The organism is Pseudomonas fluorescens group sp. PF-1 (genome assembly GCF_054481335.1).
The window spans coordinates 2,644,853-2,663,439 of record NZ_JBTMNG010000001.1; the positions used below are offsets into that span (position 1 = coordinate 2,644,853).

The 18,587-nt window shown below is 60.3% G+C and carries 24 protein-coding genes; 15 read left to right on the plus strand and 9 right to left on the minus strand.

Annotated elements, in window-relative coordinates; genetic code table 11:
* Positions 1-115: 115 nt before the first annotated feature.
* A complete protein-coding gene (locus ACX3YD_RS12645) occupies positions 116-1,051 on the minus strand; it encodes a sensor domain-containing diguanylate cyclase (RefSeq protein ID WP_458960119.1) in 936 nt (311 codons plus the stop codon).
* A gap of 161 nt (positions 1,052-1,212) precedes the next feature.
* Here ACX3YD_RS12645 and ACX3YD_RS12650 point away from each other — a divergent pair, with 161 nt between their 5' ends.
* The 3 genes from ACX3YD_RS12650 (at position 1,213) to ACX3YD_RS12660 (ending at position 2,444) form a co-directional block, all read left to right on the plus strand.
* A complete protein-coding gene (locus tag ACX3YD_RS12650) occupies positions 1,213-1,911 on the plus strand; it encodes an AzlC family ABC transporter permease (protein WP_103404754.1) in 699 nt (232 codons plus the stop codon).
* Positions 1,911-2,222, plus strand: coding sequence for an AzlD domain-containing protein (locus ACX3YD_RS12655; protein ID WP_178083136.1), 312 nt, complete (start codon positions 1,911-1,913; stop codon positions 2,220-2,222). The genes ACX3YD_RS12650 and ACX3YD_RS12655 overlap by 1 nt, the downstream gene beginning before the upstream one ends.
* A 66-nt stretch (positions 2,223-2,288) precedes the next feature.
* Positions 2,289-2,444, plus strand: a complete 156-nt coding sequence (locus tag ACX3YD_RS12660) for a hypothetical protein (RefSeq protein WP_178083132.1) — start codon at positions 2,289-2,291, stop codon at positions 2,442-2,444.
* Positions 2,445-2,507: 63 nt separating this feature from the next.
* On the opposite strand, the gene ACX3YD_RS12665 is transcribed toward ACX3YD_RS12660, so the two are convergent.
* From ACX3YD_RS12665 to ACX3YD_RS12685, 5 genes are all read right to left on the minus strand, one after another.
* Positions 2,508-2,657 carry a hypothetical protein gene (locus tag ACX3YD_RS12665; protein WP_458960120.1) on the minus strand — a complete coding sequence of 50 codons (150 nt, stop codon included), beginning with the start codon at positions 2,655-2,657 and terminating at the stop codon, positions 2,508-2,510.
* Positions 2,654-3,334 (minus strand): SOS response-associated peptidase family protein, encoded by a 681-nt coding sequence (locus tag ACX3YD_RS12670; protein WP_458960414.1) that lies wholly within the window; start codon positions 3,332-3,334, stop codon positions 2,654-2,656. Before ACX3YD_RS12670 ends, ACX3YD_RS12665 begins: the two co-directional genes overlap by 4 nt.
* An 81-nt stretch (positions 3,335-3,415) precedes the next feature.
* On the minus strand, positions 3,416-4,129 hold the full coding sequence (locus tag ACX3YD_RS12675; RefSeq protein ID WP_458960121.1) for an ABC transporter ATP-binding protein: 714 nt from the start codon (positions 4,127-4,129) through the stop codon (positions 3,416-3,418).
* 3 nt (positions 4,130-4,132) lie between these two features.
* The gene (locus ACX3YD_RS12680; protein ID WP_458960122.1) at positions 4,133-4,969 is read right to left on the minus strand and encodes an ABC transporter permease; all 837 of its coding nucleotides are present in this window, start codon (positions 4,967-4,969) and stop codon (positions 4,133-4,135) included.
* A 64-nt stretch (positions 4,970-5,033) separates the two neighbouring features.
* A complete protein-coding gene (locus ACX3YD_RS12685) occupies positions 5,034-6,020 on the minus strand; it encodes an aliphatic sulfonate ABC transporter substrate-binding protein (protein WP_458960123.1) in 987 nt (328 codons plus the stop codon).
* 287 nt (positions 6,021-6,307) lie between these two features.
* Here ACX3YD_RS12685 and ACX3YD_RS12690 point away from each other — a divergent pair, with 287 nt between their 5' ends.
* The 3 genes from ACX3YD_RS12690 to ACX3YD_RS12700 all read left to right on the plus strand — a co-directional run bounded on the left by ACX3YD_RS12690 (position 6,308) and on the right by ACX3YD_RS12700 (position 8,656).
* A complete protein-coding gene (locus ACX3YD_RS12690; RefSeq protein WP_458960124.1) occupies positions 6,308-7,255 on the plus strand; it encodes an ABC transporter substrate-binding protein in 948 nt (315 codons plus the stop codon).
* 148 nt (positions 7,256-7,403) lie between these two features.
* Entirely contained in the window at positions 7,404-8,303 is a 900-nt protein-coding gene (locus ACX3YD_RS12695) for a polysaccharide deacetylase family protein (RefSeq protein ID WP_458960125.1), read from the plus strand.
* A gap of 113 nt (positions 8,304-8,416) precedes the next feature.
* Positions 8,417-8,656: a DUF1652 domain-containing protein gene (locus tag ACX3YD_RS12700; protein WP_458960126.1), complete on the plus strand. Its 240-nt coding sequence runs from the start codon at positions 8,417-8,419 to the stop codon at positions 8,654-8,656.
* Between the two features lie 43 nt (positions 8,657-8,699).
* Here ACX3YD_RS12700 and ACX3YD_RS12705 read toward each other — a convergent pair whose 3' ends face one another.
* Positions 8,700-9,587, minus strand: a complete 888-nt coding sequence (locus tag ACX3YD_RS12705) for a LysR family transcriptional regulator (protein ID WP_103404762.1) — start codon at positions 9,585-9,587, stop codon at positions 8,700-8,702.
* Between the two features lie 127 nt (positions 9,588-9,714).
* Between ACX3YD_RS12705 and ACX3YD_RS12710 the strand changes: the two genes are divergently transcribed.
* From ACX3YD_RS12710 to ACX3YD_RS12745, 8 genes are all read left to right on the plus strand, one after another.
* Positions 9,715-10,863 carry a muconate cycloisomerase family protein gene (locus ACX3YD_RS12710; RefSeq protein WP_458960127.1) on the plus strand — a complete coding sequence of 383 codons (1,149 nt, stop codon included), beginning with the start codon at positions 9,715-9,717 and terminating at the stop codon, positions 10,861-10,863.
* Positions 10,864-10,873: 10 nt separating this feature from the next.
* Positions 10,874-11,164, plus strand: a complete 291-nt coding sequence (catC, locus tag ACX3YD_RS12715) for a muconolactone Delta-isomerase (RefSeq protein ID WP_007978984.1) — start codon at positions 10,874-10,876, stop codon at positions 11,162-11,164.
* Between the two features lie 55 nt (positions 11,165-11,219).
* Positions 11,220-12,149: a catechol 1,2-dioxygenase gene (gene catA / locus ACX3YD_RS12720; RefSeq protein WP_103404764.1), complete on the plus strand. Its 930-nt coding sequence runs from the start codon at positions 11,220-11,222 to the stop codon at positions 12,147-12,149.
* A 181-nt stretch (positions 12,150-12,330) separates the two neighbouring features.
* Positions 12,331-13,290, plus strand: coding sequence for an AraC family transcriptional regulator (locus tag ACX3YD_RS12725; RefSeq protein ID WP_458960128.1), 960 nt, complete (start codon positions 12,331-12,333; stop codon positions 13,288-13,290).
* A gap of 274 nt (positions 13,291-13,564) precedes the next feature.
* Positions 13,565-14,929 (plus strand): benzoate 1,2-dioxygenase large subunit, encoded by a 1,365-nt coding sequence (gene benA, locus ACX3YD_RS12730; RefSeq protein WP_103404766.1) that lies wholly within the window; start codon positions 13,565-13,567, stop codon positions 14,927-14,929.
* On the plus strand, positions 14,926-15,414 hold the full coding sequence (benB, locus tag ACX3YD_RS12735; protein WP_047529940.1) for a benzoate 1,2-dioxygenase small subunit: 489 nt from the start codon (positions 14,926-14,928) through the stop codon (positions 15,412-15,414). The genes benA and benB overlap by 4 nt, the downstream gene beginning before the upstream one ends.
* Before the next feature lie 10 nt (positions 15,415-15,424).
* On the plus strand, positions 15,425-16,438 hold the full coding sequence (benC, locus tag ACX3YD_RS12740; protein WP_047529938.1) for a benzoate 1,2-dioxygenase electron transfer component BenC: 1,014 nt from the start codon (positions 15,425-15,427) through the stop codon (positions 16,436-16,438).
* A gap of 183 nt (positions 16,439-16,621) precedes the next feature.
* Positions 16,622-17,395 (plus strand): 1,6-dihydroxycyclohexa-2,4-diene-1-carboxylate dehydrogenase, encoded by a 774-nt coding sequence (locus ACX3YD_RS12745; RefSeq protein ID WP_103404769.1) that lies wholly within the window; start codon positions 16,622-16,624, stop codon positions 17,393-17,395.
* Positions 17,396-17,406: 11 nt separating this feature from the next.
* Here ACX3YD_RS12745 and ACX3YD_RS12750 read toward each other — a convergent pair whose 3' ends face one another.
* Positions 17,407-17,769, minus strand: a complete 363-nt coding sequence (locus ACX3YD_RS12750) for an NUDIX hydrolase (RefSeq protein ID WP_103404770.1) — start codon at positions 17,767-17,769, stop codon at positions 17,407-17,409.
* Positions 17,770-17,985: 216 nt separating this feature from the next.
* Here ACX3YD_RS12750 and ACX3YD_RS12755 point away from each other — a divergent pair, with 216 nt between their 5' ends.
* Positions 17,986-18,177: a DUF2188 domain-containing protein gene (locus ACX3YD_RS12755; RefSeq protein ID WP_458960129.1), complete on the plus strand. Its 192-nt coding sequence runs from the start codon at positions 17,986-17,988 to the stop codon at positions 18,175-18,177.
* Between the two features lie 59 nt (positions 18,178-18,236).
* Here the strand turns inward: ACX3YD_RS12755 and osmE are convergent, their stop codons facing one another.
* Positions 18,237-18,587 (minus strand): osmotically-inducible lipoprotein OsmE, encoded by a 351-nt coding sequence (osmE, locus tag ACX3YD_RS12760; protein WP_090462424.1) that lies wholly within the window; start codon positions 18,585-18,587, stop codon positions 18,237-18,239.

An 18,587-nucleotide genomic window follows, 5' to 3' on the forward strand; every position in this document is an offset into this window, starting at 1 on the left:
AACCTTGCGCCTTGGCATTCAAGCCAATGACGTCAATGTTGAGGTTGAAGGTTGCGGACATGTTTGCTTACACCCTGATTGAGGCGCTCAGTTTTAAAAGGCGGCGCCGGGTTTGTCAATCACGAAAATCTGCGAACGATGCGCGCATGCGTCCGTTGCGCTTGGCCTGATAGAGCAATTTGTCGACCTGCTCGACGAACACCAGTGCCGTAGTGTGCTGCGTTGCGTGGGTAGTACCGACCCCCAGGCTCAGGCTGAGCAGCGGCGATACTGCGGAAAATTCGTGGGGAATCTGCTGCTGGCGAATCAGGTGCAGGCACTTGTTGGCCACCAATCGCGCGGATTCGGCATCGGTTTCCGGCAGCAGCCAGACGAACTCTTCACCGCCGATCCGGGCGATGAAATCCCGTGGTCGATTCGCCGCCAGCGACAGCGTGCGCGCCACGCGGCGCAGGCATTCGTCACCCTTGATGTGGCCGTAATGGTCGTTGTACTGCTTGAAATAATCGATATCCAGCACGATCACCGACAGCGGCGCGCCGCTGCGCTGGGCACTGCTCCATTCCCGTTCCAGCACGGTGTCGAACATGCGCCGGTTGGCGATGCCCGTCAGGCCATCCTGGAAGGAATACTCTTCGAGCTGTTTTTGCAGGCGTAGCAGGTGCTCTTCGGTTTTCTTGCGTTCACTGATGTCGAACATGAACCCGACCAGCGCCTCGACCTCGCCGTCCTTGCGCACCACGTGCACCACATCGCGAATCCACACGTATTCACCGCTGCGGGTCAGTGCCCGGTAATCCGCCTCGTGATCGACGCCGGCACGGGATTGCGAGACGCAGAACTCCACCACATAGGCGCGATCGTCCGGGTGCATGCGCTCGACCCAGTCATTGACGCCGACCCAGCTGTCCTGCTTCCAGCCCAGCAGGCTTTCGATCTGCGGCCCGATGTAGCTGAAGGTCATGGTCTTCCAGTCAATTCGCCAGGGAATTGCCTTGGTCGACTCAAGCAGGGTTTTGTAAACGTCGCTTTCGGTTTCGACTGAATACATGGACGGCCGCACCTCGAGGGGAAAAATGCAGCGCCATCATGTTGATACTATTGAGCCGACGCAAGCAGGCAGCCGATGAATGGCAATATGCGCAAGATAGTTCAAGCCAACGTCGGCCAGTACTGGCACAGTTTGCCGTCCTTCACTGGTTGTAGAGCGTTATGTCCAATTCACTCATGCCGCGCAGTGCGTTCCTTCGCGGCGCCGCGGCGATCATGCCGCTGTCCCTGGCCACCGCACCCTGGGGGTTGCTGGCCGGCTCCATGGCCATCGAAGCCAACCTCACCCCCCTGCAAGGCCAGGGCTTGTCGAGCATCGTGTTTGCCGGCGCCGCGCAATTGGTAGCCATCGGCATGCTCAAGGGCGGCGCCGGGATCTTTTCGATCCTGCTGACCACGCTCTTGCTGACCTCCCAACACTTGCTTTATGGAATGAGCCTGCGTTCGGTAATTTCGCCGCTGCCGGGTCGCTGGCGGGCAGGATTGGGCTTTCTGCTCACCGATGAGTTGTTCGCCCTGACCAGTCAGCATGACAAGCAACAGTTCAACCGTTGGTACGCCCTCGGGGTCGGCTTGACGTTCTACGTCGCCTGGAACCTCTTTACCCTGGCCGGCATCGTGCTCGGCAGCAGCATTCCGGGCCTTGAGCACCTGGGGCTCGACTTCTCCATCGCCGCCACCTTCATCGCCCTGATCACCCCGGTGGTGCGCAATGTGCCGACGGTGGTGTGTGTTGCGGTGTCACTGTTCTGTTCGGTGCTGTTCAGCTACTGGCAATGGGGCTCGGCGCTGGTGTTGTCGGGGTTGGCGGGCATGAGCGCCGGTTTTATCTGCAATAAATTCTACGGTGGACGCACATGATGGTCTGGGCAGTGATTTTCGGGATGGGCGCGTTGGTGTTCCTCAACCGCTATGTGTTTCTGGAACCGCGCCTGCCGGTGCGCTTGAGCAGCAATGCCCGACAGTTCCTGGGCTTTGCCGTGCCGGGCATGTTGACCGCGATCTGCGGGCCGATTGTGTTCATGCCGGAAAAGCAGCTGAATCTGCATTGGGACAACCCTTACCTGATCAGCTCGCTGGTGGCCATCGGCCTGGTGCTGTACACCCGCAACACCTTGCTTAGCATGCTGTTGAGCATGGGCTTCTTCTTTTTGCTGCGAGGGTGGCTGTGAGCCGGGCACGGGAAATTGTTCTACGCTTAAGATTGATGACCGATCCCTTCAGGAAGAGAGGTGAACATGACAACTGACCCAAAGCGTCCGGACCTTGACGACGACACGGATGAACCAACGGAAGAAGAGCTGGAACAGCAGAAGCACTCGCAGCAGACATGGAAACATGACGACAGCCGGGAGCTGTCGGAGCGCGATATGGAGATGCCATTGAAGCCCTGAGCGGGCCGCGTACAAATCAGCCCCGTCGTCGAACGCGTCGTCGAACGGGGCTTTTCAATTCTGTCAGACCGCTTCATCCCAGCGAATCTGGGTGATTCCCAGTTGCCGTGCCTCGATGCGCGCCGTTTCGAGGGAAGAATGTGCAGTCAGTTGAAACTCGTGCTGCGGGAAAGCGTGGGTGTAGGCCGAATGAAGGATGAATGACAGGTTCAAGTTATTTCATCAATCAAGGTGGCTGCCTGGTTTCTGACGTTGCCAACCGCTTTGCTCACCCTGTGCCATTGAAATGCATCGCTGCCTTCACCCTGCAAAAGTACCAACTGCTCGGCGCGCTCCTTTGGGGTGGCCGGGTCCAGCCATTCCCGCGCCAGCTCGGCCGACAGCACGACGGGGCGGCGGTCGTGAATGTCCAGCAAGCCGCCGGCGCTGTCGGCGGTGATGATGACAAAGCCGTCATCGTCCCGAGGCGCGGCGCCGCCAACGGGGAACTGTCCGATTGCCGCGCAGTAGATCGGTCCCCGGTCGTGTCGTCGGATCAGCCAGGGTTGCCGGGTGCCGTCGCCGGCGTCCACCCATTCGAACCAGTTGTCGATCGGGCAGATTGCCCGGTGCGGCCAGATCGCCCGGAAAAACGGGCCATGGGCGACTTTCTCGACCCGCGCGTTGATCGGTGGCGCGCGATCCTTCGCCCAGTGCGGGCGCCAGCCCCAGCGCTGTGGGTCAGCATGCAAGCCATCGTTCTCCAGATGCAGCAATGCAAGTTGCGTGGTGGGCGCAGCGTTGTAGCGCGCCAAGGGTTCATCGCCAACGCGATTGATCATCGCGTCGGGAATGCTTAGCGCAGCGACGAAATCGTGGATGCCTCGATACTGCGACAGCCTTCCGCACATCGACCGAACCCTCCGGATTGGAGTGTTCAGCATAGTTGCTTCCTGCGGGCGCCAGGCGCCTTCAGGATTTGGCATGCAGGTTCAGATCACATGCGCCCGCTGCAACTCGGTCAACGACAACGCTTTGAGTTGTGCCAGCAGCGGGTCCCGGCGGTCACGGGGATGCACCAGTTCTACCGCCAGCTCCTGGCGAATGCTGCTGGGGCGATTGTCCATGACCAACACGCGATCACTGAGGTAGAGCGCTTCATCGACATCGTGAGTCACCAACAGCAAGGCAATGGCGTGGCGCTCGGCCAGTTGTAGCAGCAAGTCCTGCAGTTTCATGCGGGTAAAGGCGTCTACCGCGCTGAAAGGTTCGTCGAGCAGCAACACTTGCGGCCGCGAATAGAGGCCACGGGCGATGGCCACCCGTTGCGCCATGCCGCCGGAAAGGGCCTTGGGCAGGGTCTGGGCAAAGCCACCGAGGCCGACTTCCTCGATCAACTGCGCGACCCAGGCCTTGTCGTAATGGTTGTCGGCGCTGAAACCGATGTTCTGTTCAACCGTCAACCAGGGTATCAGCCGTGGTTCCTGGAACACGAACGCTACCTCACCGGCGCGGCTGCGCAGTTCGCCCTGGAAGTCCTTCTCCAGTCCGGCGACGATCCGCAACAAGGTGCTTTTGCCGCAACCGCTGGGGCCGAGCAGGCTGACGGTTTCCCGAGGCAGCAACTGCAAGTGGATGTTGTTGAGCACGGTGGTGGCGGCGAAGGTTTTGCGCTCGACGCGAATATCCAGCAAGTGTTCGGTCATGGCTCAATCCTCTGCGCTGTGGCCGTTGAAAGTGTCGCGCCAGGCCAGGAAACGTTTCTCCAGGCTGGCCAGCAGGCCGTCGCTGAGCTTGCCCAGCAGCGCCAGTACAATGATTGCCGCCAGGACGATGTCCGGGCGAGAAGTCTCGCGGCCGTCACTGAGCAAATAACCCAGGCCTTTGGTTGCCGCGATCAACTCGGCGGCCACCAGAAACATCCACGCCAGACTCATGCCGCTGCGCAGCCCGGTGAACAGGCCGGGCAGGGCGGCGGGCAGCAGAATCCGCAGCACCAGTCGGCGGTGGCTGAAACCGTACATCTGCCCGACCTCCACCAGTTTGCGGTCGATGTTGCGGATCGCCGCGACGCCATTGAGGTACACCGGAAAGAACGCGCCGATGGCAATCAGGACAATTTTCGAAGTCTCGTCGATCCCCAGCCACAGCAACAACAGCGGTACCCAGGCCAGGCTGGGAATCGAACGCAGGCCGGCGAATGTCGGTTCCAGCCAGGCTTCGGCTTCCCGGCTCAGCCCGACCCAGGCAGCGAATACCAGGGCCAGGCTGGCGCCGATGGCGAAACCGAGCAAGACGCGCAACAGGCTGGCGCTGATGTGCTTCCACAAGGCACCCTCGGCCAGATCCCGCAAAGTCAGGGCAATGTCGCTCGGCGCCGGCATCTGGTAGGACGGCAGCCAACCGACGCGTACGACGATTTCCAGCATGAGGATGATCAGCGCCGGCAGCGCCAGCGCCTTGAGACGCAGGCGCCAGACATTGTTCAGCCGACGCGGAGCCGGCAATGCCAAGTGGGCTGGCAGGTTTTTGGTTTTGCTGGACATGGGATTCTCCGGTGATGACGAATCCGCGGCGGGCGCGGATTCAGTCTTGACCGTTGGCAGGTATTTACTGGCGAGCGACGGTTTCTTTGAAGCCGGTGTCGATCAGTTGGTCGATGACTTGATCGACATTCACCCCGCGCCGCACAAGTTCTTCGGAGACCAGAATCGGCGCGGCGGCCTTGGAGGCGAGCACGTCCCTGGCGGTCAGTTGCGGGTTGCTCAGGTCGGTGCGCGACAGTTGCAGCCTGGCCACTTCCAGCGGCAGCCCGGATTCGGTGGCGAGCAGTTTCGCCAGGTCTTCAGGGTTTTTTACCGCCCATTCCCGAGCCTGTTCGTACGCCTTGAGCACGGTGTCGATGGTGTGTGGGTGCTCCTTGGCATAACGGTCCGTGACGCTGACCACGCCATAGCTGTTGAAGTCAGTGTTGCGGTACAGCAGGCGCGAGCCGGCCTGGACCTGGCTGGCGGCCATGTGCGGATCGAGCCCGGCCCAGGCGTCGACATCACCTTTTTCCAGTGCGGCGCGACCGTCCGGGTGCTGCAAGTGCACCAGTTCCACATCGTCTTTGTTCAGGCCGGCCTGTTGCAGGCTGCGCAGGGTGAACAGGTAAGGGTCTGTGCCTTTGGTGGCGGCGATTTTCTTGCCTTTGAGGTCGGCCACGGTTGTGTACGGTGAATCCTTGCGCACCACGAGCGCGGTCCACTCGGCGCGGCTATAGACGTAAACCGATTTGATCGGGCTGCCATTGGCGCGACTGAGTACGGCGGCGAGGCTGGCAGAGGAGGCGAAGTCGACGCCGCCGCTGTTGAGGTATTCCAGCGAGCGGTTACTGCCTTGGCTCAGCACCCAGCTGACCTTGGTCTGCGGCAGGGCGTTCTCCAGAAAACCGAAATGCTTGAGCACCAGGCTGACCGGTGAGTAATAGGCGTAGTCCAGATGCACTTCGGCTGGCGGTGCTTCAGCTGCCTGGGCCGTGGGTTGCAGGCTCAGGGCCAGGGCGCAGGCGCTGAGCAGAGACCGGATGGCGGGAAAACGGGCGATCGATTTCATGTAGCGGCTCCTGGCGAGATTCTTATATCCAAAAAAATAATTTATTCGAGTTCATCCTGCATAAAAGGAATATTGCAGGCTCTGTGCCATGTTCTCGAAGTCGCGCTTTATCAGGGCTTTGCCATTGAGGTGGGGGCGTCGGGATGTACGGCAGAAAACACTCTGTTGAGTTGCTGTTGCTAAGCCAACAGCACGCAATGCGGGTCATTAGCTTATGCATAAATAGAATTTAAACGCTTCTTGTAAGAGCGTTATGGTCTAGCGCAATCACTTTCAAGGAGCCCCCGATGAACCTCTCCCGATTCGTGCGCGGTCTGTTGACCAGCGCGTTGTTTGCCGCACCACTGGCCTACGCCGCCGAGCCGATCGTCCTGCACATTGGCGATCAGAACTACTACAACGTGCGCGCCTCGGTGGAAGCCTCGGGTGTACTGGAAGGCGCGCCGTATACCGTTGACTGGAAGCACTTCCAGGCCGCCGCGCCGCTGGCCGAAGCGTTGAGCACCGGCGCGCTGGACCTGGGTTTTCTCGGCGATTCGGGGTTCCTGTTCCTTGCCGCCAAGCAGGCGCCGGTCAAGCTGATCGGTGTCTCGCGGCAAAACCCGGACACCATCGCCTTGCTGGTGCCCAAGGATTCGCCGGTGAAAACCATCGCTGATCTCAAGGGCAAGAAAGTCGCTTACTGGCCCGGTGCCTGGAGCCAGCAATTGACCTTGCGGGCGCTGGAAAAAGCCGACTTGCCGGAAGACTATGTCGACTTCATCAAACTGATGCCGATCGATGCCGCCGCCGCATTGCCCCAGGGCAGCATCGATGCCTTCCCGGTCTGGGAACCCTACATTTCCCAGCAAATCCTGTTTTCCGGCGCACGGCCAATTCTCACGGCCAAGAACCTGATGCCGGGCCTGAGCGCCATCGCCGCGTCGACGCCTTCGATCGACAGCAAGCGGGAAGCCATCGCTGACTTTCTGGGGCGCCTGAAAAAAGCCCGCGCCTGGGTCGACAACCACACCGACGAATACGCTGACCTCTGGGCGAAGAAGGCCAACCTCGATCAGGACGTTTCCCGGCATTGGTTGCGCCAGGCGCACATGTCCGTCGGCCCGGTGGATGCCCAGGCCGCCAAGGACTTGCAGAGCACCGCGGACTTCCTGTTCAAGGTCAAGGCGCTGCCGAACGAATTGGCCACCGCACCGATCATCGACGACTCGTTCCGGCAGTCTTTTAACCACTAACCCCTGTTTCCGGCAGCGGCGGAACCAAACGCTGTGTACCCTGATCCAACCTCGGCCCGCAGCGACCTGCGGGCCGGCGAAGGATGAACGGGTGAAGGATTTTTGCCCTATCAAGTGGTGACCGAAACGGTCTGGCACAAGGCAAAACATGAAACAGTTGGTCAAGGTCTTATCGGCGATCGCCATGGCAGCCAGTCTGCTGGGTTGCATCGCTGCGCCTATCGAAATGACGCCGCAGACTGAACAACGTCTACGCACTCAACCGCCCATCCGCTTTCTGTTGACCTTCGATGACGGTCCCAGCGCGTCGAGTTTCTGGAACCCGAGTGAAACCGTGCTCGATAGCCTGGCGCGCAATTCGTTGCAACCGGACGTCAAGGCCGTTTTCTTCGTGCAGACCCGCGCTACACGGGCCGGCGGCAGCGATATAGGGCGCGCGGTCATGCACCACGAGCGCGATGCCGGGCACATTCTCGGTTTTCATACCGCCACGCCTTCGCACACCAACCATCGTTCCCTCGACCCGCAAGCGCTGGAACAGGCACTGACCGATGGCAGCGCCGACATCGCCGCGATCACCGGCGCCCCTCCGACGCTGGTGCGTCCGCCATTCTGGAACTACGACAAACGCACCTTTGCCGCTTATCAGCAGCATGGCATGCATGTGTTGCTGACCGACTTGAGTGCCAATGACGGCAAGATCTGGGGCTTTAACGCCAGCCCGCGCCGGCGCGCTCACTTCCTGCGCTCGATGTCCGAAGTGCGCGAACGCATCGCCCGGGGAGAGCTGCCGGTGGTCGATGGGGTGATTCCGGTGGTGGTGACGTTTCACGATCTCAATCGCTACACCGCGCGGCACACCCGCGAGTACCTGCAAATCCTGCTCGACAGCGCCCAGGCAACGGGGGTGAGCACCGCAGAACAGCCGTTCTACGACGACACCGCCGCACTGCAGCGGGCGGCGATGGCGCGTACTGTGCGCGACAGTTCGCAGCCGGTTGAGTTGCCCGGTTTCTGGAACTGGATCTGGGGCGCGAACGCCCATTGAAGAAGTGCTCGAAATTGAGAGGCCGCTAACATTTTTTGCTGGCGCAGGATTGGCAAAGTGCATCTATCCTGAGTGGGATCCAATCCGATCAATCGCCGTACGAGGCAGCGGCCATGGTTCCCATTTCAGTCCTTTGCAATATTGTCGAGTCTGGTTTTGTGCCGTTGGCCTGTGAGTGTACGGAGCGCGGCGGTCTTCTGCGTATCGAGATCTACGAACCCGCGAGCAGGCGAGTGGAGTTGTTCATCAGCGGTGTCTCGACCGAACACCTGACCAGCGTGCGTGCCATTTCCGATTTCATTGGCGAGTTGCGCACCGAGATGAAGGCCGGGCGCCGGGCGTTTGCCGGGTAACGCCGATCGAGGGCCGCAGGTGTTCGTTGGTCGTGCGATCGCCCTAAGTGGCCTGCGGCAACAACTCATCGATCATCCTCAGACAGTGGTTCAACCCCGGCGACACATCGCCCACCCGTCGGCTGAGAATGATCGGCGAGGTCGCGTTGTCTTCCAGTAACGGGGTGAAACCGATGTCGTCGCGGTGCACCAGTTGCACCGAGGCCGGCACCAGCGTGACGCCGATTCCGGCCCCCACCAGTCCGATTGCCGTTTGCAGTTCGTTGGTCCATTGCGCCACATGGATCCTCACGCCACAGGATTCGAAGAGTGCAATCACGTGGTCGGCGTAGCTTGGTCGTGGATTGCCGGGGTACAGCACGAAGGGTTCTTTGGCCAGGTCGCGCAGGCTGATGGGACCGGCGAGCAAAGGGTGGCCGGCGGGCAGGGCGGCGACCAGGCGATCTTCGGTGAGGACGGTCTGGATGATCGCCGGATCGTCGATGCGTATTCGACCGAAGCCGATGTCGATACGCCCGGCCTTCAGTGCCTGCACCTGTTGCAGGGTGGTCATCTCGGACAGCCCGAGCTCCAGCTCCAGGGGTTCACCGCTGCGCAAGCGGCGGATCAGTTCCGGCAACACGCCATAGAGCGTCGACGGCGCAAAACCGATGCCCAGCCAGGTCTTTTCCCCCAGGCCGATCCGCCGCGTGTTGTCGCAGACCTTGTTCAGTTGTTCCAGCAGCGCGGTGGAGTGTTCCTGGAAAAACCGCCCGGCGTCGGTCAGCTTCAGCGGTCGCCCGCGTTCCAGCAGCATCACGCCGAGTTCGTCTTCCAGCTGCTGGATCTGCCGGCTCAGGGGCGGTTGGGCGATGTGTAGCAACTCGGCGGCGCGGGTGAAGTTGAGGGTTTGGGCCAAGACCTGAAAGTAACGCAGGTGACGCAGTTCCATGGAGCCTCCAATCGCCGATCGGTTGTATACCTAAAAGGTATCAAATCAGACCAATTCTATATTGGCTTCACGAAAAAAGCCGTACGAGAATCGATCCCAGAACTTCAAGAACCTGACGGGTATCGAAATGCTTGCAACAGCCATTGAGTCGATCGAGACGATCATCGTCGATTTGCCGACCATCCGCCCGCACAAGCTGGCGATGCACACGATGCAGAACCAGACCCTGGTGATCATTCGGGTACGTTGCGCCGATGGCATCGAAGGCATCGGCGAATCCACCACCATCGGTGGCCTGGCCTATGGCAATGAAAGCCCGGACAGCATCAAGACCAACATCGACACGCATTTCGCGCCACTGTTGATCGGCCAGGACAGCGGCAACGTCAATGCCGCGATGTTGCGCCTGGAGCGCAGCATCCGTGGCAACACCTTCGCCAAATCCGGGATCGAAACCGCGTTGCTCGACGCCCAGGGCAAGCGCCTCGGCCTGCCGGTCAGCGAGTTGCTCGGCGGTCGCGTGCGTGACGCCCTGCCGGTGGCCTGGACCCTGGCCAGTGGCGACACCGGGAAAGACATCGCTGAAGCGGAAAAAATGCTCGAGCTGCGCCGCCACCGCATCTTCAAACTGAAAATCGGCGCCGGTGAAGTCAACCGTGACCTGGCTCACGTGATCGCGATCAAGAAAGCCTTGGGCGACCGCGCCAGCGTGCGGGTCGACGTCAATCAGGCCTGGGACGAAGCGGTCGCGCTGCGTGCTTGCCGGATTCTCGGCACCAATGGCATTGACCTGATCGAACAGCCGATTTCGCGCAACAATCGCGCCGGCATGGTGCGCCTCAATGCCATGAGCCCGGCGCCGATCATGGCGGACGAATCCATCGAGTGTGTGGAAGACGCGTTTAACCTGGCCCGTGAAGGCGCGGCTTCGGTGTTCGCCTTGAAGATTGCCAAGAACGGTGGCCCGCGCGCCGTGCTGCGTACCGCGTCCATCGCCGAAGCGGCGGGCATTGGCCTGTACGGCGGTACCATGCTTGAAGGTGGCCTCGGCACGATGGCGTCGGCCCATGCCTTTATTACCTTGAACAAACTGGCGTGGGACACCGAACTGTTCGGCCCGCTGCTGCTGACCGAAGACATCCTCAGCGAACCGCTGGTGTATCGCGATTTCGAATTGCACGTACCGAAAACCCCGGGGCTGGGCCTGAGCCTGGATGAAGAACGCCTGGCGTTTTTCCGTCGCGACAAAACATCCACTGCCATCCATCAAGCCTGAGGAGAGCATTATGCTGTTCCACGTAAAAATGACCGTGAACCTGCCGGTCGATATGAATCCGGAAGCAGCCGCCAGACTGAAAGCTGACGAGAAAGCCCTGGCCCAACGCCTGCAAGAGCAAGGCAAGTGGCGCCACCTGTGGCGAATCGCCGGGCACTACGCGAACTACAGCGTGTTCGATGTCGACAGCGTTCAGGAACTGCACGACCTGCTCATGCAATTGCCGTTGTTCCCGTACATGGCCATCGAGATCGATGCGATGTGCCGCCATCCTTCTTCCATCCGTGACGATGACCGCTGAACTCCGCCCGTTCAGCTCGCAACGCCAATAATTACAAGATGAGGAACCTACCAAAATGAACATCAAGATTTCCCATACTGCCGAAGTCCAGAAATTTCTCGAAGAGGCCAGCGGCCTGTTCAACGATGCTGGCAACCCACGTGTCAAGGCCCTGATGTACCGCATCCTGCGTGATTCGGTGAACATCATCGAAGACCTGGCCGTGACCCCGGAGGAATTCTGGAAAGCCGTTAACTACCTCAACGTACTGGGCGCGCGCCAAGAGGCCGGGCTGGTGGTGGCCGGGCTTGGCCTGGAGCATTACCTAGACCTGCTGATGGATGCCGAAGACGAACAGGCCGGCAAATCCGGCGGCACGCCGCGCACCATCGAGGGCCCGTTGTACGTGGCTGGCGCACCGCTGTCGCAAGGCGAAGCTCGCCTCGATGATGGCGTTGATCCCGGTGTGACGCTGTTCATGCAAGGTCGCGTGTTCAACACCGCTGGCGAACCGCTGGTCGGCGCCGTGGTGGACGTGTGGCACGCCAACACCGGCGGCACCTACTCGTACTTCGATACCGCACAATCGGAATTCAACCTGCGTCGCCGTATCGTCACTGATGCCGAAGGCCGCTACCGTTTCCGCAGCATTGTGCCGTCGGGTTACGGCTGCCCACCGGACGGTCCGACCCAGCAACTGCTCGATCAACTGGGCCGTCACGGTCAGCGCCCGGCGCACATCCACTTCTTCATTTCCGCGCCGGACCATCGTCACCTGACCACCCAAATCAACCTCGATGGCGATCAATACCTGCATGACGATTTCGCCTACGCCACCCGTGACGAGTTGATCGCCAAAATCACCTTCAGTGATGACCAGGCGCGTGCAGCGGCCCACGGTGTCAGCGGTCGGTTTGCGGAAATCGAGTTCGACTTCACGCTGCAATCGTCGGCCCAGCCTGAAGAACAGCAGCGCCACGAGCGGGTCCGCGCACTGGAGGACTGATAGCAAAATCCTGTAGGAGCAGCCGGTCGACGCTCGACTGCTCGCGATGGTCGTTAACGATAACGCGTGTTTACTGGCTGAACGCGGTGTTCTCGAGTCCATCGCGAACAGGCTCGCTCCTACAGGTGATTCGGTTCTAGAATGAAATGATGCCACCCAAAATAACAATCAGAGTGACCCGATGATGCAAGCGCAACTGTTGAGTCAGCGCAGCAGAGTGTTCGACCACGCCGACCCCCATGCGGTGTCTGGCTACGTCAATCAGCATGTCGGCAACCATTGTATTCTCATGCCCCGGGCAGGCCGCCCGCTGGCCAGTCTCGACCATCGCAAATTCGCCAGCCTCGATCTGTGTCGCATCAGCTACGGTGGCAGCGTGCGGGTGACCTCGGGTGCGCTGGAGGATATCTACCACCTGCAAGTGTTGCTGCGCGGCAACTGCCTGTGGCGCGGGCACGGCCAGGAACATTACTTCGCCCCCGGTGAATTGCTGCTGATCAACCCCGACGATCCGGTCGATCTGACGTACTCGGCCGATTGCGAAAAATTCATTCTGAAAGTCCCCACCCGGTTGTTCGAGTCGGTCTGCGATGAGCAGCGCTGGCGTTATCCGGGGCAGGGCGTGCGGTTTCTGGAGAGCCGTTACCAGCTCAATGAGCTGGAAGGTTTCGTCGGCTTGCTGGCGATGATTTGCCAGGAGGCCGAGGCCACCGAGCAGATTCCCAGGGTGCAGGAGCATTACGCACAGATCATCGTCAGCAAGATGCTCAGCCTGATGAAGACCAATGTCAGTCGCGAGTGCCTCGGTTCGCCGACGGCCACCTTCGACGTAATCGCCGATTACATTGCGCGCAACCTCAAGCAAGACATCGACAGCGAAGAACTGGCGCGGCAGGCCAGCATGAGCCTGCGTTCGTTGTATGGCCTGTTTGAACGCAATGCCGGGCTCACACCGAAAAACTACATCCGCCAGAAACGCCTGGAACGCATCAATGCCTGTCTGAGTGACCCGACCTGCAACGTGCGCAACGTCACTGAAGTGGCGATGGATTACGGTTTCCTGCACCTTGGTCGATTCTCCGACAGCTACCGCAAGCAGTTCGGCGAGCTACCCTCCGACACCCTCAAGCGCCGCCACTGAAACCTTCAGGCTTGATGTTGTCTGGTCTGGCCCTATCGCGAGCAAGCTCGCTCCCACAGTGATTTCGGTTGGACGCAAAACTTGTGTTCAGCCACTAGACCTGTAGGGAGCGGGCTTGCCCGCGAAGAGGCCCGTACATTCACCATCGATGGCGCATGACACAACGCCAGCCCCCTGCACAAAACGGATACAGGTCTGCATTCCGCGGATAGTCCGTCATATCCCCCCGTCCTAGCATGACCCTGCCTGAACAATAACAACGGAGGCGGCGGCCATGACCCTGCGACCTGAATATATTCACTCCCTGCTTGAAGACGACCCTGCCCAAGGCCTGTATCGCTGCAAGCGCGAGATGTTCACCGACCCGCGCCTGTTCGATCTGGAGATGCAGCACATCTTCGAAGGCAACTGGCTGTACCTGGCCCACGAAAGCCAGATTCCCAATATCAACGATTTCTACACCACCACCATGGGGCGCCAGTCGATCTTCATCGCGCGCAACAAGGATGGTGTGCTCAACGCCTTCATCAACGCTTGCAGTCATCGCGGCGCGACCCTGTGCCGGCACAAGTCCGGCAACAAGAGCTCCTATACCTGCCCGTTCCACGGCTGGACCTTCAACAACTCCGGCAAGCTGCTCAAGGTCAAGGACCCGGCCAACGCCGGCTACCCGGCGAGCTTCAACTGCGAAGGCTCCCACGACCTGACCAAAGTTGCGCGTTTCGAGTCCTATCGCGGTTTCCTGTTCGGCAGCCTCAAGGCCGATGTAGTGCCGTTGGTGGAGCACCTGGGCGAGTCGGCGAAGATCATCGACATGATCGTCGACCAGTCCGTCGATGGCCTGGAAGTGCTACGCGGTTCCTCCACCTATATCTACGAAGGCAACTGGAAACTCACCGCCGAAAACGGTGCCGACGGTTATCATGTCAGCTCCGTGCACTGGAACTACGCCGCCACCCAGAACCAGCGCAAGCAGCGCGAAGCCGGTGACGAAAACCCGACCATGAGCGCCGGCAGCTGGGCCAAGCAGGGCGGTGGTTTCTATTCCTTCGACAAGGGCCACATGCTGCTCTGGACCCGCTGGGCCAACCCAGAGGACCGTCCTTTGTACGAACGTCGCGACGAGCTCGCCCAGGACTTCGGCAAGGCTCGCGCCGACTGGATGATCGAAAACTCGCGCAACCTGTGCCTGTACCCGAACGTGTACCTGATGGACCAGTTCAGCTCGCAGATCCGCATTGCCCGGCCGATCTCGGTCAATCGCACGGAAATCACCATCTATTGCATCGCCCCCAAAGGCGAAAGCGACCACGCGCGTTCGAGCCGGATTCGTCAGTACGAAGACTTCTTCAATGTCAGCGGCATGGCCACGCCGGACGACCTGGAGGAGTTCCGCTCCTGCCAGACCAGCTACCAGGGCAGCGTCACCACCTGGAACGACATGTCCCGGGGTGCCGAGCACTGGATCGAAGGTGCAGACGAAGCCGCCAAAGAGATCGACCTGCATCCGCTGCTCAGCGGTGTGCGCACCGAAGATGAAGGCTTGTTCGTGCTGCAACACAAATATTGGCAGCAGACCATGCTCAAGGCCCTGGCGGCCGAGCAGTCCGAGTTGATTGCCGTGGAGACCGTGCAATGACCATCACCTATGACAGCGTGCGCGATTTTCTCTACCGCGAAGCACGTTACCTCGATGACCGGCAATGGGATGAGTGGCTGGAGATGTACGCGCCGGACGCTACATTCTGGATGCCGTCGTGGGACGACAACGACGAGTTGACCGAAGACCCGCAGCGGGAAATCTCGCTGATCTGGTACGGCAACCGCACCGGCCTGGAAGACCGCGTCTTCCGCATCAAGACCGAGCGTTCCAGCGCGAGCATTCCGGACACTCGCACTTCGCACAACATCAGCAACATCGAGTTGCTCGAACAGGCCGACGGACTGTGCAAGGTGCGCTTCAACTGGCACACCCTGAGCTTTCGCTACAAGACCGTCGACAGCTATTTCGGCAGCAGTTTCTACACCCTCGATGTGCGCGGTGAGAATCCGCTGATCAAGGCCAAGAAAGTGATCCTGAAGAACGACTACGTTCGTCAGGTCATCGATGTCTATCACCTGTGAGGCGGCCGTCATGACCCATTCCATTGCGTTCAACTTCGAAGACGGCGTCACCCGGTTCATCGACGCCAATGCCGGCGAAACCGTGGCCGATGCCGCGTACCGTCAGGGCATCAACATTCCGCTGGACTGCCGCGACGGTGCCTGCGGTACTTGCAAGTGCTTTGCCGAGGCCGGTCGCTACGACCTGGGCGAGGAGTACATCGAAGACGCCCTCAGCGCCGATGAGGCCGAGCAGGGCTTTGTCCTCACCTGCCAGATGCGCGCCCAGAGCGATTGCGTGGTGCGGGTGCCGGTATCGTCGGACGTCTGCCGCACCCAGCAAGCCAGCTACGACGCCACCATCAGCGCCGTGCGCCAGTTGTCCGACAGCACCATCGCGCTGTCGATCAAGGGCGAGGCCTTGAACAAGCTGGCGTTCCTGCCGGGGCAATATGTGAACCTCGGCATTCCGGGCAGCGGTCAAACCCGTGCCTATTCGTTCAGCTCGTTGCAGCGCGACGGCGAAGTCAGTTTTCTGATTCGCAACGTGCCTGGCGGCCTGATGAGCAGCTTCCTCACCGGCATGGCCAAGGCCGGCGACAGCATGAGCCTGGCCGGACCCCTGGGCAGTTTTTACCTGCGCGACATCCGTCGGCCGCTGTTGTTGCTGGCCGGCGGCACCGGGCTGGCGCCATTCACCGCAATGCTGGAGAAAATCGCCGAGCAGGGCAGTGAGCATCCGCTGCACTTGATCTACGGCGTGACCCACGATTTCGACCTGGTGGAGCTCGATCGCCTGGAAGCCTTCGCCGCGCGCATCCCGAACTTCAGCTACAGCGCCTGCGTGGCCAGTCCCGACAGTCAGCACCCGCTCAAGGGCTATGTGACCCAGCACATCGAGCCGAAGCATTTGAACGATGGCGACGTTGATGTCTACCTGTGCGGCCCGCCGCCGATGGTGGAAGCGGTCAGCAAGTACATCGGCGAGCAGGGCATCAAGCCTGCGAACTTCTACTACGAAAAATTCGCCGCCAGCGCGGCGTAAGTTGTGCGCAAATCCCGTGCACGACACAGAACCCATGTGGGAGCGAGTCTGCTCGCGATGAGGGCAGAACATTCGACATCGATGTCGCCTGTGAGCCGGCTATCGTGAGCAGGCTCGCTCCCACAGAACTGTGTTTCGTCCGGTACTTCTTCATTGACCTGCATCCTTAGTCATGGGGTACACATGAACAGATTTCACGAAAAAGTCGCGCTGATCACCGGCGCTGCCCAGGGCATCGGGCGCCGGGTTGCCGAACGTATGGCCGCCGAAGGCGCAAAGTTGATCCTGGTCGATCGTTCCGACCTGGTGTTCGAGGTGCAGACGGCACTGTCACAGACCAGCCAGGTCCTGGCCCTGACTGCCGATCTTGAGCAATACGATGAATGCAACCGGGTGATGCACACCGCCGTCGAACGCTTTGGTCGGCTCGACGTGCTGATCAACAACGTGGGCGGCACGATCTGGGCCAAGCCGTTCGAGCACTACGAGGCCGCGCAGATCGAGGCCGAAGTGCGCCGCTCGCTGTTTCCGACGCTGTGGTGCTGCCATGCCGCGCTGCCATTCATGCTGGAACAGGGCAGCGGGGCGATCGTCAACGTTTCGTCCATTGCCACCCGTAGCGTCAACCGCGTGCCGTATGGCGCGGCGAAAGGCGGGGTGAATGCGCTGACTGCGTGCCTGGCGTTCGAAACCGCCGGGCGCGGCGTGCGAGTCAATGCCACCGCGCCGGGCGGCACCGAAGCGCCACCTCGGGTCATTCCGCGCAACAGTGCCGAGCAGAGTGCACAAGAGAAAATCTGGTACCAGCAGATCGTCGATCAAACCCTCGACAGCAGTTTGATGAAGCGCTATGGCACGCTGGATGAACAGGCCGGGGCGATTCTGTTTCTGGCCAGCGACGAAGCGTCCTATATCACCGGCATGGTCATGCCCGTGGGCGGTGGCGATCAGGGCTGACGCACAGGCCGTTACAGGCGACGCTGAAACGCTTTGATGATGCGCAGCGTGGCGTCGCTGGTGCTCAGGTTTTGTACGGTATCCAGCGGGAACCAGATGAAGTCGACAATTTCATTTTGCGCCCGGACCTCATGCAGATTCACCACGGAGGCTTCGTAGACGTGGTGTCGGGTATCGCCGGTTTCCAGTTCCATCAGGTACAGCATCTCGTCGGCGTACAGGCCGGTTTCTTCCTGCAGTTCCCGTATGGCGGCGTCAGCCCGGGTTTCTCCGGGCTCGACTTTGCCACCGGGCAGCGCCCAGCGGCACCTCAGCTTACGCACGAGGAGAATGTGTCGGTCCTGCTCGCAAATGACGGTTGCGCGTACTTTCATGTGTGACCTGATGGCTTGCTGTCATTAAACTGTAACAAAAATGCAATATTCACGCCGCGTGCCGTTTTGCCTGTGGCTGTGCTGTTCGATGCGAGTCATACCTGAAAGTGCCATTGAATCGGTCGTGGTGATACGACGTCTGGTCGGCATTCGGACAAAGGGTGGGTGTAAGGTAGGCACGTCAACGTGGACATCACTGCCAAAACGGAGGTGACTATGAGTCTTTCGATGTTGAACAAGATGCATATGAACGGCTATGACGTAATCAGCGTGAACAACGGTCCGTGGCGGGTATGCACCAAAGGTGACCGTCTTGCCTCATTTGGTAGCCGCGAAGAAGCACTGGCGTTTGCAGCGTCGCTTCCTGGCTACAAGGCACGTTCGGGCAGGCAGGCGAACAGCCGGTAAGCCAGTTGATTGCATGTAAAGCCCCGGCATTCCGGGGCTTTTTGACGTTGGCGCGGTGGTCAGTAGCCTCCGCCACCGGAGTGCGAAGGCTCCCTGGCTTTTTGTTGTGCGTGGCTCCATTCGGCGCAAGTCATGAAACTGGTGTGGTCGACCTTTCCGCGGCTGTCGAAACTGACGTTGTACGGCTGTTTTTTGCCGGATTGGGTCAACGTGTAATCGAAGCAGGTGCCGGGCTCGACGGTGCGGTCCGTTATCGATAGCGGTGGGCCGCCGATCTGCTGGACCTGTTCCTTGCTCATGCCGGTGTCGACCTTGGCCACCAGCGGCTGCCCCCGGAACGCCCCAGACTCGGTATTACAGCCACTCAATGCCGTCAGCACCACGACCAGCGAGCACAGAAGCCTGTTCAT